Below are 23,907 nucleotides of genomic sequence, written 5' to 3'. Positions count from 1 at the left end.
GGTGGGTACAACGATCAGTTCCGCAACCGCGATCACCGATTGGATCGCCATGGTAATTGCCGGGGGAGTATCAATAACAGCCAGGCGGAAACCTTGCTGGCGCAGCACCGCAAGATCGGCGGCCAGCCGGGCTACGGTGGTTTGGGCAAATGCGGGGAATTCATCCTCGCGCTCGTTCCACCAATCAGCCAGTGAGCCTTGCGGATCGATATCGATCAGCACAACCGGGCCCGCGCCCGCTCGTTGGGCTTGCACAGCCAGGTGCCCGGACAAAGTGGTCTTGCCCGATCCGCCCTTCTGCGATGCCAATGCCAAAACGCGCAATTTGGGTCCCCTTGATATAAAAGCAGTCAATTCGATAAGACTTGCCGGCGGGGATCGCAGAACGTTCCTAATTTTGAGTTAACAAGGCTGGGCCTGCTTCGCCCGGTTTCCGGCCCGCACAGATGCAAAAAATCCTTTGCTAACGTCCCGTTCACTATGTCAGTTTACCATCCTGACCGGCAGCTCGGGTTAACTGCCAGGGCGCAGGGCCGGTGATTGGTTTCCCGGCGCAAATGGGGATGGGAAAATTTCGATGGGCCGCAAATATTTGCAATTCGCAGCCGCACTTGGCGTTTCCGCGTTGCTGGCCGCGCCGGTTCTGGCCGATACCAAGGCCGGAGTGGACGCCTGGACCCGCGGTGATTTCCCCGCAGCGGTCAAAGCATGGGAAGGCGCCGCAGCCCAAGGCGATGCCGATGCGATGTTCAATCTTGGCCAAGCCTACAAGCTGGGCAAGGGTGTGAAACAGGACCTGACCCGAGCCGAACAGCTGTTTGGCCAGGCCGCCGCGATGGGCCATTTGCAGGCTTCGGACAATTATGGCTTGCTGCTGTTCCAGCGCGGCGATCACGCGGGGGCGCTGCCCTATATCCGGGCGGCAACCGATCGCGGCGATCCGCGCGCACAGTATCTGCTGGGGATCATGCACTTCAATGGCGAGCTGGTCCCCAAAGACTGGGTTCGTGCCTATGCACTTGTTACTTTGGCCCAGCAGCAGGGCCTGCCCCAGGCGACCAGCGCGATGGCGCAGATGAACGAATTTGTCCCGATCGAGCAGCGCCAGCAAGGCGTACAGCTGGCCGGTGAACTGGCCAGCCAGGCCGACGCCACCCGTGCCCGGCAGATGGCCGCAGTCGATCTGGGCTCGCAAGTCCCCGGTCAGCCGGCTGTGCCCACCACGCGCCCTTCGGCCCAGACGCCCGGCACATCCGGCAGCCAAGGCGGCGATTATGTGCTGACCCGCCCAAGCGATGATCCAGAAGCCACCCGCGCACGGCAACAGGCCCGGACAACGCCGCGTACCGCAGCACCGCCAGCCACCGCAAGCAGCGGGACCTGGCGGATCCAGCTGGGCGCATTCGGGCTTGCTTCCAATGCCGATGCGCTGTGGGGCAAAGTCAGGAACCGTCCTGAAGTGGCCGGCCATCCGCGGCTTAACGTAAAATCCGGCGCAGTTACCAAGCTTCAGGCCAGCGGTTACAGCCAGGCTGCAGCGCAGGCTGCCTGCAGCAGGCTTAAGGCCGCGGGCTTTACCTGCGTGGCGGTGCCGAACTGAAGCATGGCCGAAGCACTGCCTGCGCGGATCCGCACGCTTGATCTGATCCGCGGCATTGCGGTGCTGGGCATCCTGACAGTCAACATCGCCGGATTTGCCGGGACCACCGCTTCAACGCTTACGCCGCACCTTCCGCATGCCGGAAGCTGGGCCGACGCATTTACCTTCGCCGCCATATTCGTGGTGTTCGAAGGCAAGATGCGGCTGTTGTTCACCCTGCTGTTCGGGGCCAGCATGCTGCTGTTCATCGAACGCGCCGATGCACAGGGGCGCGATGGCGCAGCTTTGCAATTGCGGCGATTGGGCCTGCTCGCAGTGTTTGGCTACCTGCATTACGCCCTGCTGTGGTGGGGGGATATCCTGTTGATCTACGCCGTGTTGGGCCTGGTGGCGCTGGCCTTTCGTGAAATGGAGATCAAGCGCCTGGTTATCGCTGCGCTGGCGTTTTATCTGGTTTGGCACTTGATCGGGATGGCCAGCACATGGTCTGATCTGGTTCATGATGTCGCGGTGCAAAATGGCAGCGCCAGCGCAAAACAGCTTGCGGCGCACAACCAGAACCTGGGCGCACTGGCCGATCAGGCCACGCGTGAGCTGGCCACATACCAGCTTGGCTGGCTGGGGCAGATCCGCGCCAAACTGTTTGATGGAACATTTGCGCCATTCCAGATTGCGCTGTCGTCGATCGGGGAAACCGTGCCAACGATGCTGCTTGGCATGGCGCTTTATCGCAGCGGGTTTTTTGCGGGAGCCTGGCCTGATCGCTATCTGCGGCTGATCGCCTTTTGGGGTTTGCTACTTGGTGCCGCCTTGTCAGCGGGCCTTATCGCCCATGCCTGGCAGATCGGCTTCGCTGTGCCAACCATGTTCGCCTACATCCTTTATTGGGGTGCGGTTCCGCACCTGCTGATGGTGCTGGGCTATGCCGCACTTTTGATCAGAATCGCGCCGCGGCTGATCGGAACCTTGCTGGGCCGGCGGCTGGAAGCTGCTGGGCGGATGGCTTTCAGCAATTATATCGGCACCAGCGTGCTGATGTGCGCGATATTCTATGGCTGGGGACTGGGACTGGTCGGACAGATCGGCCACGCCGGACAGATCCTGCTTGTGCTGCTTGGCTGGGTGGTGATGCTGGGCTGGAGCACGCCCTGGCTGGCCCGCTTTCATCAAGGCCCGCTGGAATGGATTTGGCGCAGTCTGACCGAATGGCAGGTCCAGCCGTTCGTGCGGCGCTGGACAAGCGCTGTTCATATGTGATTAAGGGCCCGGGCTGGATCAAAACGCCAGCAAGAAAGGCCCCCCTTCATGAAATTTCCGAGCAAACTCCAATCGCGATCGATCAGCCACGTGACCCGGCCCCTGGCACTGGTGCTGGCAGCCGGCATCGCCAGCACCGCTACGCCTGCTTTGGCGCAGTGCGTGGCCGATGGCAGCGGCTTGATCGTCACCTGCTCGGGCACGTCGGGGCCATACGTCAACACCAACAGCGGCGTCGTGCTGACTGCCCAATCGGGCGGCACAGTTACCGGCCCGATGGTTCTGGGCAGCACATCGAACACCACCAACAATGGCACCTTCAACGGCGCCGCCGGTAGCCCGATCTTGACTGTGGGAGCGAGCGGCTGGGTAACCAATTCGGTAACCGGCACTTTCGCCCAGTCCGGGACAACCGCAGGTTCGGAAGGTGTCGTGCTTGGCGACAATTCAACTTTCGTCAATAATGGCAGGCTGACAGCCCCAGCCGGCTTTACTGTTGCGCGCTTCGGCAGCAATGGCGCGTTCCTTAACAGCGCCACTGCCCCGGCCCAAGTGGTCGGAAATGTTGTATTTGGCCCCAGCCTTGGTGGCAATGTCAGCTCTTTTGACAACCAGAACACCGCTTTCGGGTTCCTGGGCAATGTCACTGCCAGCGGAAACCTGGGCTATTACAACGCGGGTAAATTCACCGGCAATGTGGTTCAGCAGGCAGCCGGCGGCACGGTTAGCATCACCAACGCGGCTGGCGGCACTTTCATCGGGGCGCTTAGCACCGGCGATTCAACCGTCGTCAACAACGCGGGCACCATGACGCTCAACGGCGCTTCGGTGATCGCATCTTTCACGCCAGCGGGAACCAGCTTTACCAACACCGGCCAGCTCAATCTTGGCACCGCCAATTCGCTTGGCACAATCAACATCAACGGCAGCTATACCCAATCGGCCGCCGGAACGCTGGGCATCACCATCGGCCTGCCAGGCACAACCGGCCCGATTGCCGGCACCACTTTCAGCCAGCTTCGCACCACCGGAACTGCAAACCTTGGCGGCACGCTCGCGCTGACGGTGATCAACGGTTACTATCCCACCAACTCCACCTATAACGTCGTGGTTGGGGATACCGGAGTTACCGGAAGCTTCTCGTCGATCACTGGCAATCAGCTGACCTTCATTACGTTTGTGCCGGTTGGCGTGGTAACCGTTTCGGGCAGCCAGCAGGCCTATCAACTTCAGGTTCAACGCACCACAACCTATGCCGCAGGCCTGGGATCAGGCGCCACCGCCAACCAGCTGGCTGTAGCAACCGCATTTCAACCGATGGTGGCCTTTGCTGATACCCATCTGACCAGCGACACCGCCCGTCTGGTTGGAGCGGTTGATGTATTGACCGCAGCCGAAGCGAAGACCTTTTTCGATTCGGTCAGCCCGGCTGGTTATCTGGCCTATGCCAATTCGATGCGCGATCATGCCAGCAAGTTCCAGCGCCAGATCACGCTGCGCCTGGATGATTTCAACGCTGAACAACCGCAGCGCGGCTGGTGGGCGAACTTCGGGATGACTGCGCTTGCCGGTTCAGTGACCGGAACTGACAAGACCAAGACCACCGGCTACAACTTTGCCGCAGGCTATGATTTCAGCGGCCCCAGCTATGTCGCCGGGATTGCACTGGGCTATGCGCATGGCACGTTGAAGTACGGGCCAGGCACGCTGACCGGCAAGGATTCGGCCTATCAGATCGGCGGTTACACTTCGATCAAGCTGAACCCGCTGGTTGCCAATGTGGTGGTCGATTACCAATTCGGCAAACTTTCGGCGGCCAAGACGATCCTGATCGGCGCCGGCGGCCGCGCCGCTGCGGCCAGCAGCAATAGCCACCTTTTCACCGGGACCGCCACGCTGGGTGCAAACCTTGAAACCAGCACCATCGCCTTGCGGCCCTTTGCCGGGGTTCAGATCCACAAAGGCGCGATCGATGGCTTTACGGAAACCGGGGCAGGCGCTGCCAACCTCAGCGTCGGGCGGATCAATGCCGATCGCACCGATCTTATCGCCGGGGCCACGCTGACCCGCAACACCGGCACCTGGCGCCCTTATGTGCGCGGCACCTATCGCAGCCTGATCGGAACCGCATCCACCAACGCCATTTCAGCCTCCTTCACCGATGTCACCGGGACCGGCTTTTCGGTAACCGGCCGCGGTGCCGGCAAGACTGAATTCGATGTCGATGCCGGGCTGAACTGGGTGTCAGAAGACGAAGGCGGGCTCTATGTGGCCTATCAAGGCACGTTCCGCGATGATCGCACCAGCCACGGTGTGGTGGCCGGGATCCGGATTCAGTTCTGATCGAATAAGGCAAGTACCCGCCGGAGAAATCCGGCGGGTCCTAATCCGTGAACGGGTTCTTGGCGCTGCGCAGCGTTAGCCGCACAGGTACGGCATCAAACCCCAGATCGCGGCGCATCGAATTGACCAGATAGCGTTGATAGCTGGCCGGCAGATCATCCAGCCGTGTGCCAAAAATCACAAATCCGGGCGGGCGGGTCTTGGCCTGGGTGATATAGCGCAGCTTGATGCGCTTGCCGCCAGGCGCGGGTGGCGGGTTCTTTTCCAGCGCTTCGTCAAACCAGCGGTTGAGCAAGCCGGTTGGCACCCGTTTTGACCATGCCGCGCGCGTTTCAAACGCAGACTTGATCATGGTATCAAGCCCCTTGCCGGTCCGGGCCGATACGGTCAGCACCGGCAGGCCTTTGACCTGGCTTAGCCCGTCTTCCAGTGCGCCCTTGATCCCGTTGAACAGGCTGGATGCATCCTCAGCTGAATCCTTGCCAGCCACGTCCCATTTGTTGACCGCGATAATAAGCGCCCGGCCTTCTTCCAACACCAGGCTGGCGATCTTGAGATCCTGATGCTCAAGCCCGCGGGTGGCATCAAGCAGCAACACCACCACTTCGGCAAAATCGACCGCGTGGCGCGCATCGGCCACTGCCAGCCTTTCCAGCTTGTCGATGACCAGCGCCTTCTTGCGCATACCGGCGGTATCGATCAGCCGCACCGGGCGTTCTTCACCCGTGGCGCGATCGGTCCACTGCCAATCGACCGCAATCGAATCGCGGGTAATCCCGGCTTCTGGCCCGGTCAGCAAACGGTCTTCCTTGAGCAAGGCATTGATCAGCGTGCTCTTGCCGGCGTTCGGCCGGCCCACGATCGCCAGTTTGAGCGGCGCCTTGTTAAGTGCCTCCTCATCCTCCTCATCGAACGGCTCGAACTCATCCGGGACCGGCTGCTTGTCTTCCAGCAGCGGCAGCAGCGATTCGAACAGATCGGCCATTCCTGTGCCGTGTTCGGCCGAAAATGGGATCGGCTCGCCCAGCCCCAACGAGAAGCTCTCATAGACGCCGTGATCGCCCGATTTGCCCTCAGCCTTGTTGGCAACCAACACCACCGGGACAGTCGATTCGCGCAGATACCGGGAAATTTCCTCGTCCAGCGGGGTAAGCCCGGCGCGGGCATCGATCACAAACAGTGCAACATCAGCGCCAACCAGCGAGGCTTCGGTTTGTTGGCGCATCCGGCCCGGCAAAGTCGCAGGATCCTCGTCCTCCCAGCCGGCCGTATCGACGATCTGGAAGTCCAGCCCAAGAAGGTGCGCATCGCCAATCCGCCGATCACGCGTAACCCCAGGCTGATCATCGACCAGCGCCAGCTTCTTGCCCACCAGCCGGTTCCACAAAGTGGATTTGCCAACATTGGGGCGACCGATAATTATCACGGTCGGAAGTTTGGGGGAAAGCGCCATTCGAGCCCCCTGCGCCGGGCGGCAAATATTTGCAAGCGATGCGGCAAATCATTGCCGCGCCGTTAACCAAAGCACGCAGGGTAGAAATAACCAACTCTACCTAAATCCAACAGTCATGAAGATAACACTTCTCCTGGCAGCAGCCATCGCAGCAGGATCGATCGCCGCCCCGATGAGCGCCCGCGTGGTGCTGAGCGATGATAACGCAGTCACGGGCGGCGGGGGCACCCACCTGCCGCCTTACCTGCAATGCGTACCCTATGCCCGCCAGGTATCGGGGATCAACATCTTCGGTGATGCCTGGACCTGGTGGAACCAGGCCGATGGGCGCTATGCCCGCGGCTATCGGCCCAAAGTGGGCGCAGTGATGGCGCTGCGTCCGCACGGAAATTCACGGCTGGGTCATGTCGCCGCGGTCAGCCGGATTGTTGATTCGCGCACGATCCTGATCCGCCACGCCAACTGGAGCCCGATCAACGGCCGCCGCGGCCAGATCGAGGACAACGTTCGGGTGGTTGACGTCTCAGAGGGCAACGACTGGAGCATGGTGCGGATCTGGTTCGCCCCAATCCAGGCGCTGGGCGGATCGCAGTGGCCGGTGCAAGGCTTCATCTATCCCGCAAAACCTGGCCGCAACGAAGCGTTGTCACGCCCGTCTGCGGCAAAGCCGGCCGCGGCACCGCAAGCTAGCAGCAGAGCCCGCAGCAAGGATCCGATCGCCGATATCATCGGCCAACGGATGGGGTGGTAGGCTTCAGGCCTTCGCCACCGGCGCGTCTTCGCCCAGATCTTCGAACCAGGCTTCAACCGGGCCGCTCAATTTGAGCGTTAGCGGCTGGCCGTGGCGGTCCATCGTCTTGCCGGCCTGCACCCGCACCCAGCCTTCGGAGATGCAATATTCCTCGATATTGGTGCGCACAGTGCCCTTGAAACGGATCCCCACGCCGCGCTGCAGAACATCAGCGTCAAAATAGCTGCTGCGCGGGCTGATCGCCAGATGATCGGGCGGCACATCGGTGCCAGCTTTGGTTTGTTCGCTCATGATTTAGCGCCTCTAGGCCCGATTGCAGCCTTGTCAATTCGTCCAGGGGAGACTAATGGCCCGCGTTCATTGATCGGGACCGCCCTGGCGGCCCAGGATCAATTGCGGAAGTGGGCGCGTAGCTCAGTGGTAGAGCACACCCTTCACACGGGTGGGGTCGCAGGTTCAATCCCTGCCGCGCCCACCACTTCCCAGCCCTCAAAACTCAACGCCCGATCAGCCCCAGGGTGTGGCGGATGAACTTGTCGCGATCGGTTATCCAGCCGGCGCTTTCGGGCAGCGCGGGATTGACGTAGGTCCAGCCTTCCTTGCCGTAGACCCGGCCAATCCGCCCTGAGGTGTTGAACGCCAGCGAAACCTCGCGCTGCTGGGCCTTGGCCGTAAATTCATTGCCGTTCACCATCGTGGTGCCGGGGTTAAGCCCGGTGCCTTGGGGGCGCAGCGCGAACAGGTAGGGCTCGGTGCGGAAGCTTTCGACCCGGGTGTTGAAGAACACCGATAGATAAACCTTATCGAGCGCACCGAGCGGCTGGGCCGGCATCTTCCAGCTTCCATCGATCAGCGGGTTCCACGGATAGGTGCCCGGCGCGCCGTAAAGGATCTCGCTGCGCAGATCGACCAGTGCCTCACGCGGGGCCTGCGCCGAAGCCAGCCGTTTCAGCGTGAGGTTGTTGGCCCAGGTGAAGCCCATCGCCGAGATATCGACCAAAGGCATCGCCGAAGGGGCGGCGCCGTTTGGCGTGTTGGTTACCGTCACGTTTTCATAAACGCGCAGGTAGGCCTTGTCCTTCAGCTGGTGCCCGCTGGCCACATCTTGCCAGCCGCGCTGCCCGCGCCAGACCGAATTTCTGAGGTGCGAAACCAGGATGCCGTTGATGTAGGTGGTGTGTTCCTGATCGACATTGCTGCCGACATTGCCGGAAAACTCGCTGTCCTCAATATAAAGCATGGTCTGACCGCTGGGCACGAACAAGCCGTTCTTGCCGCCAAACACCTTGCTGCGGCGGATCACCGCGGTAAACAGCCCCGGTGCCTGCCCGCCAAAAGTTTCCAGATGAAGCCCGCCTTTGGGCTGAACCGCGCCGGGAAAATCGAGCGCAATATCGCTCAATTCGAAATGGACGCGTTGCCGGCCGAAATCGAACAGCCGCAGATTGATCGTGGCCCATTGATCGCCGGTCCGGAAGGTCACCTGCTGGCCCGGAACCGAGCTGCGCAGGATATACTGCGTATTATGCAGCGATCCGATCACTTGCGGCAGCCACGGGTAAAACGGATAGACGCACGGATTGCCCGCGCTGTCGGCTGCTTCGAAAATGATCTCATAGCCGCCCTCGGCCCGCCCGCCGATAGATTGCGCGCTGGCGCCGGAATAGACTTCCTTGCCGGCCCGGCGCGATGCCTCGCACTTGACGAACAGCTTCACCGCCGGGCGTTTAAGCCCCTGCATCGGCATGTAGAACGGATAGGAATTGGCCGCGCCGGACTGCGGTGCGATCGGCTGCACCGGCGATGATGCCGGGCCTTCAGCCGCGCCAGTCCCGCGCGGGGCCATGGCCAGCGCCGCAGCACCGCCCAGCGCGGCAAGGATCAAGGCAAGCGATTTGAGCTTCATCGAGCCAAGCTTATGCATCAGTGCCGGTTACAGACAAGTGAACTTGCCGCACTGTCCCAGCCTTGCACCGTTCGGGCCAAAGCGGCATAGCGCCCGCACTATGCACGATATCAAATTCATCCGCGAGAACCCGCAAGCTTTCGATACCGCCCTGGCCCGGCGCGGGCTGGAGCCGCAGTCATCTGCGATCCTTGCCCTCGATGCTGATCGCCGCCAGGTAGCAACCCGGATGCAGGAAGCGCAGAACCGCCGCAACGAGGCTTCGAAGCTGATCGGCGCGGCGATGGGCAAGGGTGACAAGGATGAGGCGGAACGGCTCAAGGGCGAGGTCGCCAGCCTGAAGGACACCCTCCCCGCGCTGGAAGCCGAAGAACGCGCGCTGACCCAGCGGCTCACGGATGTTTTGGCGATCATTCCCAATCTGCCGCTGGCCGATGTGCCCGAGGGCGCCGATGAGCACGCCAATTTGGAGGTTCTGCGCTGGGGAAGCCCGCGCGCGTTCAATTTCCCGCCCAGGGAGCATGCCGATCTGGGCCCGGCGCTGGGGCTTGATTTTGAGACCGGTGCACTGCTTTCGGGCGCGCGGTTCACGTTCCTGCGCGGCCAGATTGCGCGGCTGGAACGGGCGCTGGGCCAGTTCATGCTGGACACCCAGACCAGTGAGGCCGGTTACACCGAATGCAATCCGCCTGTGCTGGTGCGCGACGAGGCGATGTATGGCACCGACAAGCTGCCCAAGTTTGCTGAGGATTCGTTCCAGACGACTGACGGGCGCTGGCTGATCCCAACTGCCGAAGTCAGCCTGACCGCATCAGTGATGGGCCAGATCATCGATGATGCGGCATTGCCGCTGCGGATGACTGCGCTGACGCTGTGCTTTCGCAGCGAAGCCGGCGCGGCCGGCAAGGATACCCGCGGGTTCATCCGCCAGCATCAGTTTGAAAAGTGCGAACTGGTCAGCGTGGTCCGGCCCGAAGACAGCGCGGCCGAACACGAACGGATGACTGCGGCGGCGGAATCGATCCTGCAGGCGCTCGATCTGCCCTATCGCAAAGTACTGCTGTGCACTGGCGACATGGGATTTGGCGCGCAGAAAACCTATGACCTTGAAGTCTGGCTGCCGGGGCAGGATACCTATCGCGAGATCAGCTCGTGCTCCAACTGCGGACCGTTCCAGGCGCGCCGGATGAACACCCGCTACCGGCCCGAGGGGCAAAAGGGCACCGAATTCGTCCATACCCTCAACGGTTCAGGCCTCGCCGTGGGCCGCACTTTGGTGGCGGTGCTGGAGAACTATCAGCAGGAAGATGGCTCGGTTGCCGTTCCCACAGTGCTGCTGCCCTATATGGGCGGGCTGACCGCACTGGCTGCGGCCTGATGCGAATCCTGCTGACCAACGATGATGGCATCCACGCACCCGGGCTCGATGTGCTTGAAAAGCTGGCACGCCAGTTCAGCGATGACATCTGGATTGTCGCCCCGGCAGAGGAGCAATCGGGGGCGGGCCATTCGCTGACCCTGGGCAGCCCGGTCCGCCTGCGCCAGTATGACCAACACCGCTTTGCCGTATCGGGCACACCAACCGATGCGGTGATGATGGCGCTGCGCAAAGTTTTGCCCGGCAAGCCCGATGTGATCCTTTCGGGCGTCAACCGGGGGGCCAATCTGGGCGATGACGTGACCTATTCGGGCACGGTTTCGGCCGCAATCGAAGGCGCACTGGCCGGCATTCCATCGATCGCGTTCAGCCAGGTTTATGCGAAGGAAGGTATGGGCGATGCCGTGCCGTTTGGCGCTGCCGAAGCATGGGGGGCCAAAGTGCTGGCCCCGCTGCTGAAGGCTCCGTTTGCACCGCGCACACTGATCAACGTCAATTTTCCGGCGCTGGCGGCGGCAGATGTCCACGGAATTCGTGTAGTTCGCCAAGGATTTCATGACTATGCGCGTGGTTCGCTGGTTGAAGGAACCGACCCGAGAGGGTATAGCTATTTCTGGTTCGGCCTGCATGGGATTGAACATACGCCAGGCCATGCAACCGATCTTGAGGCAATCCAGGACGGGTACATATCGGTGACACCGCTTCAATTGGACCTGACCCACGAAGGCTCGCTGGCCCAGCTGGCGGAGCGTTTTGGCGGATGAGCCGCGCGGGGGCCTTTGCCCTTGCTTTGGCCGTTCTGGTCGCCGCGCCGCTATTGGCGCAGGATCCGAAAACTGATCCCAAGACCGAAAGCGTCCATGTAGTTTTGCCGGGAGAGACGTTGGGCGGGATTGCCCAGCGCGCCGAAGTGCCGCGGGTGCTGATCATCGAAGCCAACAGCCTGAAGGCGCCCTATGCGCTGCGCGCCGGGCAAAAGCTGGTGATCCCGCGCCGGCGCAGTCATACGGTGAAGGCCGGCGAAACCGGGTTTGACGTGGCCATGATCTATGGCGTGCCGTGGAGTGCAATCGCAGCTGCCAACGCGATCAAACCCGATGCCGCGCTGAAGGCTGGGCAAAAGCTGGCCATTCCGACGGTGTCTGCCAAGCCGGCGACGGCCGCCGCGCAGCCCTCGATCTCAACCGATCCTGAATCTGGCTTGCCAGATACCGCCGCACCCACTTTCATCTGGCCACTTCAAGGAAAAATCCGCCGCGCGTTCATCGCGGGCAAGCAAGGCCAGACGGGGCATGACGGAATCGACATTCTGGCTCCGGCCGGCACCGCTGTGCGCGCATCGGCCGCCGGCAAGGTGATTTTTGCGGGACAAGGGCCAGAGGAATACGGGCTAACCGTGATCGTCTGGCACGCCGGACGCTGGACCACGACCTACAGCTATCTCGACAAAATCACCGTAAAAGTTGGGGACAAGGTCAAGGCGACCGAGCGGGTCGGGCTGGTTGGGCAGACCGGCCTTGCCGAAGTGCCGCAGCTTCACTTCGAAGTGCGCCGCAACAAATTGGCGCAGGATCCGGTGCGCTATCTCCCCAAGGCTAAGCGATAAGCCAGAAGGTTCCGCCCATGGCAAGGTAGGCCAGCAGCCAGCCCAGCGCGCGTTGCCATCTGACGCCGCTGATCAGCAAAGCCGGCACGACGAATGCCCCGGCCAGACCACCTGCCTGCATAAAAAACAGCCACGGCTTCAATGCCAACTTTTCTGCGCCGATTCGGGCCAGCGCGTGGCCCAGCATCGCCGCAGCGATCAGCATCACCAATCCCAGCAGCGCCAGCCGCCGCGCGCCGCCCTGCCGCGCCTCGATCAGATGGAGCAGGCCAGCCGCCGTCAGCCCTGCCAGCACCACTGCCACCCAGTTCACCGAACCCATCTCAATCTCCTGTTCGCGCCAGCTGTAGCACTTTGCGCGCCGGGCGTGTAAGGGGCCGCGCGATGGCCACTATAATTCCAGATCAGAAACGTATCGGCATGGTCAGCCTGGGCTGTCCCAAGGCGCTGGTCGATAGCGAACGCATCCTTACCAAGCTGCGCGCCGATGGCTATGCCATGTCGCCCGATTATCAGGGCGCAGATGTGGTGCTGGTCAACACCTGCGGGTTCCTCGATTCGGCCAAAGAGGAAAGCCTGGCCGCGATTGGCGAGGCGATTGCTGAAAACGGGCGGGTGATCGTAACCGGCTGCATGGGCAATGAGGCCGAGCTGATCCGCGCCAAATTCCCGCAGGTGCTCGCGGTCACCGGTGCGCACCAGTATGAGGCAGTGGTCGAGGCTGTCCATGAAGCTGCCCCGCCCAGCCAGGGCCCCTACGTCGATCTGGTTCCCCAGAATTACGGCGACATGGCTGATATCAAGCTGACCCCGCGCCACTACAGCTATCTCAAGATTTCCGAAGGCTGCAACCACGCCTGCTCGTTTTGTATCATTCCATCCTTGCGCGGAAAGCTGGCCAGCCGGCGGATCGACGCGGTGCTGCGCGAAGCTGAAAAGCTGGTCGCCGCCGGAACCAGGGAGCTGCTGGTTATCAGCCAGGATACATCGGCATACGGCGTCGATGTCCGCCACGAAGAGCGGAACTGGAAAGCCAAAAATTCCCAGCAGGAACGCCCGGTCCGTACCCACATGACCGATCTGGCCCGCGAACTGGGCGGCCTGCGCACCCCTGATGGTGAGACGCCTTGGGTCCGGCTGCACTACGTCTATCCCTATCCGCATGTCGATGCGGTGATCCCGCTGATGGCGGAAGGCCTCATCACCCCCTATCTCGACATTCCGTTCCAGCACGCCAGCCCATCGGTGTTGAAGGCGATGAAGCGCCCGGCCAACGAGGCCAAGGTGCTTGAACGGCTGAAGGCCTGGCGCGAAATCTGTCCCGATATTGCGGTTCGCAGCTCTTTCGTGGTCGGCTTCCCCGGTGAGACCGAGGCCGATTTCCAGTACCTGCTGGATTGGCTGGACGAGGCCCAGCTTGACCGGGTTGGTGCGTTCCGGTTCGAACCGGTTGCAGGGGCGGCAGCCAACGCGCTGCCCGGTGCGGTGCCCGAACAGCTCAAGGAAGAACGCTACGCACGGATCATGGAACGGACCGAAGCGATCAGCGCGGCCAAACTGGCCGCCAAGGTTGGCCGCACTGTCCAGGTGATCATCGATGAAGTTGGCGAGCCCGATGAGGACGGCGATTTGGGTGCCACCGGCCGCAGCCAGGCCGACGCGCCTGAGATCGATGGAGCGGTGTACCTGCGCGATGTGCCTGCTGGCACCAAGCCGGGTGATTTCGTCTCGGTCCAGATCGAAGATGCCGATGCCCACGACCTGTTCGGTGTGATCGCGGACTAGAGCGCCATACCCGCCGCCCGCGCGCTGGCCCAGGCCCATTGGAAGTTGTATCCGCCCAACCAGCCGGTCACATCTACTGCCTCGCCAATCGCGTAAAGGCCCGGCACTTTGCGCGCCTCCATCGACTGGCTCGATAGCTCGGCGGTGCTGATCCCGCCGGCGGTAACCTCGGCCTTGGCAAAACCCTCGCTGCCATTGGGCCTGAAGCGCCAATCGGCCAGGCGTGCTTCAGCAGACGCCAATGCCTTGTCAGACATGTTGCCAAGATCGCCCGCCAGACCCAGCCGTTCGGCCAGGGCCAGGGCCAGGCGATCGGGCAATGGTTCGCCCAGCACAGCCCGCATCGCCTTTCTGGGCTGGGTCCGCTTGGCGGCAAGCAACCAGCCCTGCGCGGCATCGGGCAGGAAATTGATCCCCACTTCGTCACCGCGCTTCCAGTAGCTGGAGACCTGCAGGATCGCCGGGCCCGATAGACCACGGTGGGTGAACAGTGCGGCTTCGCGGAATTTTGTTTTGCCCGCCCGCGCTTCAACCGGGGCGGCAACGCCCGAAAGTTCGCGGAACAACACGTCATCCCCGCCCAGCGTCAGCGGAACCAGCGCCGGGCGCGGCTCTACCACTTTGAGGCCGAATTGCCGGGCAAGATCATAGGCCAGGCCCGATGCGCCCAGCTTGGGGATCGATGGGCCGCCGGTGGCGATCACCAGCGCCGGCGCGCAGGCCCCGGCCAGATGGAACTGCCCATCGCGATGCTCGATCGGGCCGGCTGCCTGCCCCAGCCTGAATTCCACCGCACCTTTGGCGCATTCGGCCAGCAGCAGATCGACCACTTGCCGGGCCGAACCATCGCAAAACAGCTGGCCCAGGGTCTTCTCGTGCCAGGCGATCTGGTGCGCCTCGACGAGAGCAAGGAAATCACGCGGACTATACCGGGCCAGCGCCGACTTGGCGAAATGCGGATTGACGGAGAGAAACCGGTCTGGCGCGGTGTGCAAATTGGTGAAATTGCACCGGCCTCCGCCCGAAATCAGGATCTTTCGGCCCACTTCACTGTTGTGATCGAGCACCAGCACACGGCGCCCGCGCTGCCCGGCAGTGGCGGCGCAAAACAGCCCGGCCGCACCTGCGCCAAGGACGATAACGTCAAAGCCGCTCATGCCCGCAACAAATCCAGCGCCAGGGCTTCGGCAACCTTGATCCCGTCAACCGCAGCCGAAAGGATCCCGCCGGCATAACCTGCACCTTCGCCGGCTGGATAAAGCCCGCGGGTGTTGGTGCTTTGCAAATCGGCGCCGCGCGGGATGCGGACCGGGCTGGACGTGCGGGTTTCAACCCCGGTCATCACTGCATCCGGGTGATCGTATCCCGGCACCTGACGGCCGAAAACCGGCAATGCCTCGCGCAGGGCATCGGTAACGAATCCGGGCAGAACCTCACACAGATCGGTGGGCTTCACCCCTGGCTTGTAACTGGGTTCAACCACACCGAACGCGCTGGACGGTTGCCGGGCCAGAAAATCGCCCACCCGCTGTCCGGGGGCCTGATAGTTCGATCCGCCCGCCACAAAGGCCTTTTCTTCCAGCGCGCGTTGCAGCCGCATGCCAGCCAGCGGATCACCGGGAAAGTCACGATCGGGATTGATATCGACCACCAGCCCTGAATTGGCGTTGAATTCAGCCCGCGAATGCTGGCTCATACCATTGGTAACAACCCGGCCCGGCTCGCTGGCAGCAGCCACCACGCGCCCGCCCGGACACATGCAGAACGAATAGACCGCGCGGCCATTGCTGGCCTGGTGCGAAAGGGCATAGGCGGCAGGGCCCAGCACCTTGTTGCCCGCATTGGGGCCATAGCGGGCTTTGTCGATCCAGCTTTGCGGATGTTCGATCCTGACCCCGATCGCAAACGGTTTGGCCTCTATCTGCACTCCGGCCTGATAGAGCCGTTCAAAGGTATCGCGCGCCGAGTGGCCCACCGCCAGCACTGCATGCCGCGCCGCGAGCAACTCTCCGGTAGAGAGCTTGAGCGCAGTCAACTGGCCGTCCTCAACCACAAATTCCTCAACCCGCGTGCCAAAACGGTATTCCCCGCCCAGCTCTTCTATCGTCTTGCGGATCGACATCACCATCGTGACAAGCCGGAACGTGCCGATATGCGGGTGGGCTTCGGTCAGGATATCTTCGGGCGCACCGGCGATCACAAATTCGCTCAGCACCTTGCGCCCCAGATGGCGCGGGTCCTTGATCCGGCTGTAAAGCTTGCCATCGGAAAAGGTCCCGGCCCCGCCCTCGCCAAACTGGACGTTCGATTCTGGCTCCAGCTGTGATCGGCGCCACAGCCCCCAGGTATCCTTGGTCCGCTCGCGCACAGCCTTGCCGCGCTCGATGATGATTGGCCGCAGCCCCATCTGCGCCAGGATCAATGCCGCCAGCAAACCGCAAGGGCCCGCACCGATCACCACCGGGCGCTCAGCGCTGCCGTTGTTTGGCCACCCATCGGGCGCCATGACCGGAAACCTGTAGGACGTATCGGGCCGCGCCCGTACCTGCGGATCCCCGGCATGGGCGGCCAGCACGGCGGCTTCGTCAACCACGGCTACATCGAAGCTATAGACCAGCTTGATCGCCGCCTTCTTGCGCGCATCATTGCCGCGCCGCACCAGGGTGAAATTTGTCACCTGATCCAGGCCAATTCCCAGCCGTGCGGCGATGGCTCCTTCAAGCGCTTCGGGGCCGTGATCGAGCGGCAGGACCAGATTTGAAATGCGCAACATACCAGGGCCCATACTGGGCAAGACCCCCTAGCGCAATTTTCTTGCTTTGTTGTGCAATGCAGCATATAGCGGCTACACATCCAACCGGACTAGCCCCTTTCAAATCGGGCAGCAGTTCGTAGCCGCGTGAGGCCAGCCCGCTGGGGCAAGGCCGCCTCGAACGCCCGGTTGACCGTTATTGCGCCGCCTTTGTCACGCAGGGTTGCTTTGAAAAGCCCCTGCTGTCCCGTGCCCCTCATGCGGCGCGGGTGCGGCTATATCTGAAAGCATAATTCATGACCTATTTTTCCGACCTTGGCTTGGCCGAGCCCCTGATCCGTGCGCTTGAAGCCAAAGGTTATACCGACCCCACTCCGATCCAGTTGCAATCGATCCCTGCCTTGCTGCAAGGCCGCGACCTTTTGGGCATCGCCCAGACCGGGACCGGCAAGACCGCCGCGTTTTCGCTTCCTTCGCTGCATCGGCTGGCGGCCAATCCCAAGGCCCGCAGCAATGCCAGCTGCCGGATGCTGGTGCTGAGCCCAACCCGCGAACTGGCCGCCCAGATCGCCGAAAACATGCGCGGCTATGCCAAGTTCCTGAACCTGTCGGTCCAGTGCATCTTCGGCGGCATTCCTGTGGGCAAGCAGGCCCGCGCGCTGGTTGGCGGCTGCGACGTGCTGGTTGCCACACCGGGCCGTCTGCTCGATCTGATCGACCAGCGCGCGCTGACGCTTCGCAATGTCGAAATTTTCGTGCTCGACGAAGCCGATCAGATGATGGACCTTGGTTTTATCGTGCCCTTGAAGCGGGTGTCCAACATGCTGCCCAAGGAACGCCAGAGCCTGTTCTTCAGCGCAACCATGCCCAAGGCAATTGCCGATCTGGGCAAACAGTTCATCTCCAACCCGGTGCGGGTTGAAGTGACCCCGCAGGCCACCACGGCTGAGCGGGTTGAGCAGTACGTCTGCTTCGTCAACCAGTCCGAGAAGCAATCGCTGCTCTCGCTCAGTCTCAAGAAAGGGCTGGAATCGGGTGAAATCACGTCTGCGCTGGTCTTTACCCGGACCAAGCATGGCGCTGACCGCGTGGTGCGCCATCTGAACGCCGCCGGCGTCCAGGCTGCAGCGATCCACGGCAACAAAAGCCAGGCCCAGCGCACCGCCGCACTGGGTGCTTTCCGCAAGGGCACCATGCCAGTGCTGATCGCGACCGATATTGCCGCGCGCGGGATCGACGTGACCGGCGTAAGCCACGTTTTCAATTATGAGCTGCCCAACGTGGCCGAACAGTATGTTCACCGGATTGGCCGCACCGCGCGTGCCGGGGCAGACGGCGTAGCGCTGAGCTTTTGCGCGCCCGATGAAAAGCCCTACCTGCGCGATATCGAACGGCTGACCGACGTAAAGCTGGCAACCGTGCCGCTGCCCGAAAACTTCAGCCAGGAAGCCTCTCGTCTGCCGGCCCCGGCGCGCCGGACCCAGGCCGAGATGGATCAGGATGCGCGCCGCGATGAACGCGATGCACGCGGGCTTGGCGGCGGACGCGGCGGAGCACGTGGCGGCGGCAACGGCCGCGGCCAGCGCCCCAACAACAACCGGGCCAATGGCGGGCAAGGCCGCGACGGCCAGTCGCGCGATCAATACATCCGCAACGAACGGATCGCCGACGATCGCCGCGCGACCGCGCCGCGTCCCGCCGGGTTCAATCCGCTGGCCGCCGAGGACCGCGAAGCACGCCAGCACCAGCCGCAGGGCGATCGCCCGGCACGCAGCGAGCCGCGCGGCGATTTCCGCCCCAACGATCGTGGTGGCGATCGCCGCGGCCCGCCGCGCGACCGCAGCAATGCTCCGCGTGACCGCGGCGAGCGGACCGAGCGTCCGGTCCAGGTCCACCGCGATGCAGTGCGCCCGGCTGGTGCCAAGCCACGCAGCGATGGCGCACAAGGCGGCCAGCCCAATCGCAAGCCAGGCGGCAAAAAGCCGGGCGGCGGCGGCGGCGGGCAACGCCGCTGGGGTTAAGCCCTGACTTCACCACTTGCGCAATTCAGTGAAGGCCGCATGATGCTCTCTAGGTAACCGGGGGAGATTCATGCGGTTTTTGCTTGTCATTCTGATGCTGGCCCTGGCCGCTTGCGGAACCGGCGAAGCGCCACCCAAACCATTGACGGCTGAACAAAGCGCGGCATTTTCACCAAAGGATGCGCGCCTTGCCAAGCTCTATGCAAATTCGTGCAAGGGCTGCCACACCGTCAGCGGCGCGCAAGCCCCGCTAACCGGCGATCGAACGGTGTGGGATCCGCGCTGGGCGCAGGGAGAGGCCGGACTGCTGAGTGCAGCGATCCAGGGCAAGAAAGGCATGCCGGCCGGCGGGCAATGCTTCGAATGCTCGCCCGATGATCTCAAGGCCCTGATAGCCTTCATGGCCGGACGCGAGCTATGATCACGCGGCGCAAAGTGTTGCTGGGCAGTGCAGGACTGATGGCACTGGGGGCGGGAAGCTGCGCCGGGCGCCGGGCCTGGATGAGCCGCGAACCAGCACTGCCAGCCGCAATCGATCCGCAAGGCCGCGCGCTGTGGTCCAACTGGTCGGGATTGGAACATGCCTATCCAATGAAACGCGCCGCCCCTGCCGATGAGGCGGAACTGGCTGCAATGCTGCCCGCCGCCGCCGTGCCGATCCGTCCGGTAGGCGCGGGGCACAGCTTTACGGCGCTGGTACCAACCGAGGGCACACTGCTTTCGCTCGATCGGCTAGAGGGGTTGGTCAGTCAAGACACCACGACTGCAACCGCAACGGTTCGCGCAGGCACCAAGCTTTCCGCACTTGGCCCGGCGCTGGCAGCTATCGGGCAAGAGATGTTGAGCCTGCCCGATATAAACAAGCAGACACTGGCCGGCGCATTGGCCACCGGCACCCATGGCACCGGCAAGGGCATTACCGCAATCCACGGCACCGTCACCGCGCTGCGGCTGGTCCTGCCCGATGGCACAATCGCCGAATGCAGCCGCCAAACGCGGCCCGAACTGTTCCACGCAGCACGGGTGGGCCTTGGGGCGTTTGGCGTGCTGAGCCAGGTGACATTGCAGAACCAGCCGCTCAGCCGGGTCAAAAAGGTGGTCAGGCTGGTCGATACCGACTGGGTGCTGGGGGAATGGCCAATGCTGGCCGCAAAACACCGCAATGCAGAATTTCTGGTCCTGCCGTTCACCGGAAAATCAGCGCTTATCACCCATGATGTAACCACTGAGCCGGTCAGTCCGCGCCTGCCTGATACCGACAGCCAGACCTTGATGGACCTGAAACGACTGCGCGATCTGTTTGAATTCACACCCGGCCTGCGCCGCCGTGCCGCGCAGATGGCGATGAAGGACCTGCCCACGGATGTGGCGATCGACGAGGGCTGGAAGCTGCTGTCCAATGAGCGACCAGACCGGTTCAAGGAAATGGAATACCACCTGCCGATAGCGGCCCAGGCCGAAGTGCTGCGCGAAGTGATCGCCCGGATCGAGCGCGACGCGCTGGACGTGTTTTTCCCGATCGAAGCGCGGATCATTGCGCCGGACGATGCCTGGCTTTCGCCGTTCTACCAGCGCGAGAGCGGCTCGATCGCCGTCCACGCATGGTACAAGGAACCGCATGACTGGATGTTCAAATTGATCGAACCACTTTTCCGCGAAGCTGGCGGACGGCCGCATTGGGGCAAGCTGCATTCGCTTGGCGCGGGTGAACTGAAGGCGCTCTACCCAATGTTTGCCGAGGCGCAGGCGGTGCGGCGTTCGGTTGACCCGGCCGGGCGAATGGTCAATCCGTTCCTCAAGAAGGTCTTCGGGTGAAGCGGCGGACCATGATCGTGGGCGGCGGCGCGTTGGCCTTGGCCGGGATCGGCACCATGCTGGCGCGGCCGGCGGAAAGGGGCGGAATGCACGAAGCCTATTTTGCGGGCCTTTCCGCCGCGCTCAAACGCGCCGGACTGATGCGGCCGACTTTGGTGGTGGACCATGCACGGCTGACGGCCAACATTGCCGCAATTCGAAAGAGTACCGATTCAGCCAAGCTGCCGCTGCGGGTGGTGGCAAAATCGCTGCCATCGCTGCAACTGCTCGATGCGATCATGCAGGGCATGGGCACCCAGCGGTTGATGGTGTTCAGCGCCGAAATGCTGCTCCAACTAATGCCGCTCCATCCTGAGAGCGACTATCTGATGGGCAAGCCGCTGCCGGTCAGCGAATTCATCCGGGTAGCCGACAAGGCCGGGGCCGTTGCCGCTGCGCGGGTGCAGTGGCTGATCGACACGCCCGCACGGCTTGCCGAATACGAAGCCGCCGCCATGGCCCGAGCTTTGCCGCTCAAGATCAGCTTGGAGATCGATGTCGGCCTGCACCGCGGCGGCTTTGCCGATATGCAGGTGCTGGCAGCCGCAGTGCGGCAGGAACGCGCCGATCAGCCGCTGATTGCCGGGCTGATGGGCTATGACCCGCACGTCCCCAAAATGCCCAGTGCCGACAAAGCCTGGACGGCATCGCAGCAGGCCTATCGCGCCGCCATCGATGTGCTGAAGGGCGCCGGGCTCAACCCGGAGACGTTGACGCTCAACTCTGCCGGTAGCCCCACCTTCCGCCGCCACTGCGCAGGCACTGTCGCAAACGAAGTGTCGGTCGGCTCAGCCTTCGTCAAGCCGGGGGCCTTTGACTATGACGACCTCACCGATCTGCTCCCAGCCGCCTTCATCGCCACCCCGGTGATCAAGGCCAGCGCCGATCAATCGCTGCCCGGCGTAGAGGCGCTTTCGGGCGCGATGCATTGGTGGGACCGGGGCACCCAGCGCGGGTTCTTCATCCATGGCGGGCACTGGCTGGCCAAGCCGGTTTCGCCGCCAGGGCTTGAATATTCCAAACTTTTCGGGCGCAGTTCCAACCAGGAACTGCTGACCGGATCAAAGCTGGTCGATCTCAAACCCGACGATCACGTGTTCTTGCGTCCCGATCAAAGCGAGGCATTGTTCCTGCAATTCGGCGATATCGCGGTTTATGATGGACACTCCATTGCAGATACTTGGCCAACTTTGCCGATCAGCGCATGAAGATGTGACGCCTGCATAGTTGCTGGTCCGGTCAAAATTCTAACCCGAAGCCGCTTCGCCCATTGGCCGGACATAGACCCGCGTAACCACCGGAAACTGCCGGGCAACGGCAGCTTCGATATCGCGCACGGTCTGTTCCACGTCACGCGCAGTGATCGAGTCTTCAAAATCGGCGCTGATCACGCTGACCACCATTTCGGGCGCTTGATGCACGGTCAGCACTTCATGCACTTTGCGAACCCCGGCGTGGCTGGCTGCACAAGCGCGGATTGCCTCTACCAGCGCTGGATCAGCGCTTTCCCCAATCAGCAGCCCCTTGGCCTCAACAATCAGCACGATCGCAATCGCGGCCAGGATCAGCCCGATCATCACCGATGCCACCCCATCCCAGATCGGATTTCCGGTCCACTGCGCCAGCGCAATGCCCAGCGCCGCCACCAGCAGCCCAGCCAGCGCACCGGCATTTTCCAGCAGCACCACCAATGTTGGGGCATCCTTGGTATCCTTGAGCGCGCGGATCATGCTTTTATCGCCGCGGGTGGCATTGAACGCTCGCAGCGCTTCCCAGGTTGACCAGCTTTCTAAAGCTGCGGCCACGCCCAGCACGATAAACGCAATTCCTACCTCGCTGCTCGGCTCAGGGTGCAGCAAATGCAGTATGCCTTCATACAGCGATACTCCGGCGCCCAGCGCGAAAACCAGCACGGCTACTACGAAAGACCAGAAATACAGCTCGCGGCCATAGCCCAGCGGATGCAACCCATCGGCGCCCTTGTGGCTGCGCCTGGATCCGTAAAGCAGCAACACGTGATTGGTTGAATCGACCAGGCTGTGGACGCCTTCGGTTATCATCGCGGATGATCCGGTGATCCCGGCCGCGACGAATTTGGCGATCGCAATCCCGACGTTCGCCGCCAGCGCCGTGATGATTACCCGCGTGCCGCCATGCCCAGCCATGCAAAAATTCCTTAGAGCCACCCCATCCGGCGAAAGCGCAGGAACAAGCCCCCGCAGATCCCCAGAATTACCGCCCAGACCGCGGGATAGCCCCACTTGCTGTGTAATTCGGGCATGTAATCGAAATTCATCCCATAGATACCGGCAATCGCAGTGGGCACTGCAAGAATGGCTGCCCACGAAGCCAGCTGGCGGGTCATATCGCCTTGCCGGTGCTGCTCAAGCAGGCTGGCGGTTTCAACGATGCTGGCCAGCGTATCGCGCAGGCCTGCCATCCGGGCCAGACTGCGGCGGACATGGTCAAGCACATCGCGGAACCAGATCCGCGCGCCCTGATCGATCACCGGCAGTTCGGTTGCGGTCAGCCGTTCGCATACTTCCTCCATCGGCCCGACAATCCGGGCAAAACGGCGAAACTGCCGGCGCAGGCGGAAAATCCGGCGGATCGTGGAAGGCTCAGGAAACTGGTCGATCGCGTGTTCTTCCATGTCCTGCACGCTTTCCTCGTATTTCTCGAGGATCGGCTGATAGCCATCGACGATGAAATCAAGGATCGCATGGGCAACATAGTCTGGCCCTTCGATCAAACGCTCGCCATCGGACTCCAGCCGGCGGCGAAGGTTGGTGTGGGCCCGGGTCGATCCAATCCGCACGGTCACCACGAAATGCGGGCCAAGGAAGATCGCGGTCTGGCCATAGACGATGTTCTCCCCTGTTTCGAGCGCAGCAGTGCGCGCGATGATGAACAGTTGGTGCCCATAGCTCTCGATTTTGGGCATCTGGTTGGGATTAAGCGCATCTTCCACGGCCAGCGGGTGCAGCCCAAACTGGGTGCGAACCAGTTCCATCTCGTGATCGGTGGGATCGGCCAGTCCAACCCAGTCAAATTCGTGTCGGCCGGGTGCGGGCTGATCGTGGCCATCAAGCTCAAGGGCGTTTCCAAGGGGTTTGCCGCCTGAATATCGGCGGGCTGCTACGATTGTCATGCCTCTATTTGGCAAAGCAGGTTGACGCTGGCAATCCCGGCTTCATGATG

Annotated in this window: 21 protein-coding genes and 1 tRNA gene; 13 read left to right on the top strand and 9 right to left on the bottom strand. The window is 62.4% G+C overall.

From position 1 onward, the window contains the following. Positions 1 to 324, bottom strand: a 324-nt coding sequence (locus tag ABL914_RS01660; RefSeq protein ID WP_391561407.1) for an AAA family ATPase, incomplete at its 3' end; no start/stop codon positions are given. A 253-nt stretch (positions 325 to 577) separates the two neighbouring features. Between ABL914_RS01660 and ABL914_RS01655 the strand changes: the two genes are divergently transcribed. From ABL914_RS01655 to ABL914_RS01645, 3 genes are read left to right on the top strand one after another with little or no spacing between them, the layout of a single operon-like run. Continuing rightward, positions 578 to 1,600, top strand: coding sequence for an SPOR domain-containing protein (locus tag ABL914_RS01655; protein WP_391561406.1), 1,023 nt, complete (start codon positions 578 to 580; stop codon positions 1,598 to 1,600). Positions 1,601 to 1,603: 3 nt separating this feature from the next. Further along, entirely contained in the window at positions 1,604 to 2,857 is a 1,254-nt protein-coding gene (locus ABL914_RS01650; protein ID WP_391561405.1) for a DUF418 domain-containing protein, read from the top strand. 48 nt (positions 2,858 to 2,905) lie between these two features. Beyond that, a complete protein-coding gene (locus tag ABL914_RS01645; protein WP_391561404.1) occupies positions 2,906 to 5,200 on the top strand; it encodes an autotransporter domain-containing protein in 2,295 nt (764 codons plus the stop codon). A gap of 40 nt (positions 5,201 to 5,240) precedes the next feature. Here ABL914_RS01645 and der read toward each other — a convergent pair whose 3' ends face one another. Further along, the gene (der, locus tag ABL914_RS01640) at positions 5,241 to 6,653 is read right to left on the bottom strand and encodes a ribosome biogenesis GTPase Der (RefSeq protein ID WP_391561403.1); all 1,413 of its coding nucleotides are present in this window, start codon (positions 6,651 to 6,653) and stop codon (positions 5,241 to 5,243) included. 115 nt (positions 6,654 to 6,768) lie between these two features. Between der and ABL914_RS01635 the strand changes: the two genes are divergently transcribed. After that, the gene (locus tag ABL914_RS01635; RefSeq protein WP_391561402.1) at positions 6,769 to 7,404 is read left to right on the top strand and encodes a CHAP domain-containing protein; all 636 of its coding nucleotides are present in this window, start codon (positions 6,769 to 6,771) and stop codon (positions 7,402 to 7,404) included. Between the two features lie 3 nt (positions 7,405 to 7,407). Here the strand turns inward: ABL914_RS01635 and ABL914_RS01630 are convergent, their stop codons facing one another. Further along, the gene (locus ABL914_RS01630) at positions 7,408 to 7,695 is read right to left on the bottom strand and encodes a DUF3297 family protein (protein ID WP_391561401.1); all 288 of its coding nucleotides are present in this window, start codon (positions 7,693 to 7,695) and stop codon (positions 7,408 to 7,410) included. Between the two features lie 112 nt (positions 7,696 to 7,807). On the opposite strand from ABL914_RS01630, the gene ABL914_RS01625 reads away from it, so the two are divergent. Further along, positions 7,808 to 7,882 (top strand) — tRNA-Val (locus tag ABL914_RS01625). An 18-nt stretch (positions 7,883 to 7,900) separates the two neighbouring features. On the opposite strand, the gene ABL914_RS01620 is transcribed toward ABL914_RS01625, so the two are convergent. Then, the gene (locus ABL914_RS01620) at positions 7,901 to 9,328 is read right to left on the bottom strand and encodes a hypothetical protein (protein WP_391561400.1); all 1,428 of its coding nucleotides are present in this window, start codon (positions 9,326 to 9,328) and stop codon (positions 7,901 to 7,903) included. Between the two features lie 82 nt (positions 9,329 to 9,410). On the opposite strand from ABL914_RS01620, the gene serS reads away from it, so the two are divergent. The 3 genes from serS to ABL914_RS01605 are packed head-to-tail and all read left to right on the top strand — an operon-like array spanning position 9,411 to position 12,294. Next, positions 9,411 to 10,688, top strand: a complete 1,278-nt coding sequence (serS, locus tag ABL914_RS01615; protein ID WP_391561399.1) for a serine--tRNA ligase — start codon at positions 9,411 to 9,413, stop codon at positions 10,686 to 10,688. Then, positions 10,688 to 11,452, top strand: coding sequence for a 5'/3'-nucleotidase SurE (gene surE / locus ABL914_RS01610; protein WP_391561398.1), 765 nt, complete (start codon positions 10,688 to 10,690; stop codon positions 11,450 to 11,452). Before serS ends, surE begins: the two co-directional genes overlap by 1 nt. Then, complete coding sequence (locus ABL914_RS01605; RefSeq protein WP_391561397.1) at positions 11,449 to 12,294, top strand: peptidoglycan DD-metalloendopeptidase family protein; 846 nt, start codon at positions 11,449 to 11,451, stop codon at positions 12,292 to 12,294. The genes surE and ABL914_RS01605 overlap by 4 nt, the downstream gene beginning before the upstream one ends. Here ABL914_RS01605 and ABL914_RS01600 read toward each other — a convergent pair. Continuing rightward, on the bottom strand, positions 12,284 to 12,616 hold the full coding sequence (locus tag ABL914_RS01600) for a DUF1761 domain-containing protein (RefSeq protein WP_391561396.1): 333 nt from the start codon (positions 12,614 to 12,616) through the stop codon (positions 12,284 to 12,286). The two genes, ABL914_RS01605 and ABL914_RS01600, sit on opposite strands and share 11 nt — an antisense overlap. Before the next feature lie 62 nt (positions 12,617 to 12,678). On the opposite strand from ABL914_RS01600, the gene rimO reads away from it, so the two are divergent. Continuing rightward, positions 12,679 to 14,079: a 30S ribosomal protein S12 methylthiotransferase RimO gene (gene rimO / locus ABL914_RS01595; protein WP_391561395.1), complete on the top strand. Its 1,401-nt coding sequence runs from the start codon at positions 12,679 to 12,681 to the stop codon at positions 14,077 to 14,079. On the opposite strand, the gene ABL914_RS01590 is transcribed toward rimO, so the two are convergent. Next, a complete protein-coding gene (locus tag ABL914_RS01590) occupies positions 14,076 to 15,236 on the bottom strand; it encodes an NAD(P)/FAD-dependent oxidoreductase (protein ID WP_391561394.1) in 1,161 nt (386 codons plus the stop codon). The two genes, rimO and ABL914_RS01590, sit on opposite strands and share 4 nt — an antisense overlap. Continuing rightward, on the bottom strand, positions 15,233 to 16,852 hold the full coding sequence (locus ABL914_RS01585; RefSeq protein ID WP_391561393.1) for an NAD(P)/FAD-dependent oxidoreductase: 1,620 nt from the start codon (positions 16,850 to 16,852) through the stop codon (positions 15,233 to 15,235). The genes ABL914_RS01590 and ABL914_RS01585 overlap by 4 nt, the downstream gene beginning before the upstream one ends. Before the next feature lie 275 nt (positions 16,853 to 17,127). Between ABL914_RS01585 and ABL914_RS01580 the strand changes: the two genes are divergently transcribed. From ABL914_RS01580 to ABL914_RS01565, 4 genes are all read left to right on the top strand, one after another. Continuing rightward, complete coding sequence (locus tag ABL914_RS01580; protein ID WP_391561392.1) at positions 17,128 to 18,852, top strand: DEAD/DEAH box helicase; 1,725 nt, start codon at positions 17,128 to 17,130, stop codon at positions 18,850 to 18,852. A gap of 70 nt (positions 18,853 to 18,922) precedes the next feature. Beyond that, positions 18,923 to 19,273, top strand: a complete 351-nt coding sequence (locus ABL914_RS01575; RefSeq protein ID WP_391561391.1) for a c-type cytochrome — start codon at positions 18,923 to 18,925, stop codon at positions 19,271 to 19,273. Continuing rightward, positions 19,270 to 20,667 (top strand): D-arabinono-1,4-lactone oxidase, encoded by a 1,398-nt coding sequence (locus ABL914_RS01570; RefSeq protein ID WP_391561390.1) that lies wholly within the window; start codon positions 19,270 to 19,272, stop codon positions 20,665 to 20,667. The genes ABL914_RS01575 and ABL914_RS01570 overlap by 4 nt, the downstream gene beginning before the upstream one ends. Next, entirely contained in the window at positions 20,664 to 21,914 is a 1,251-nt protein-coding gene (locus ABL914_RS01565) for an alanine racemase (RefSeq protein ID WP_391561389.1), read from the top strand. Before ABL914_RS01570 ends, ABL914_RS01565 begins: the two co-directional genes overlap by 4 nt. A gap of 39 nt (positions 21,915 to 21,953) precedes the next feature. Here the strand turns inward: ABL914_RS01565 and ABL914_RS01560 are convergent, their stop codons facing one another. After that, positions 21,954 to 22,871: a cation diffusion facilitator family transporter gene (locus ABL914_RS01560; protein ID WP_391561388.1), complete on the bottom strand. Its 918-nt coding sequence runs from the start codon at positions 22,869 to 22,871 to the stop codon at positions 21,954 to 21,956. Between the two features lie 11 nt (positions 22,872 to 22,882). Next, complete coding sequence (locus ABL914_RS01555) at positions 22,883 to 23,857, bottom strand: magnesium and cobalt transport protein CorA (protein ID WP_391561387.1); 975 nt, start codon at positions 23,855 to 23,857, stop codon at positions 22,883 to 22,885. Positions 23,858 to 23,907 lie beyond the last annotated feature (50 nt).

It is taken from the genome of Novosphingobium sp., from assembly GCF_040079535.1.
Classification (GTDB): domain Bacteria; phylum Pseudomonadota; class Alphaproteobacteria; order Sphingomonadales; family Sphingomonadaceae; genus Novosphingobium.
Note: the sequence above shows the minus strand (reverse complement) of the source record. Positions and strands in the feature narration are given on the sequence as shown.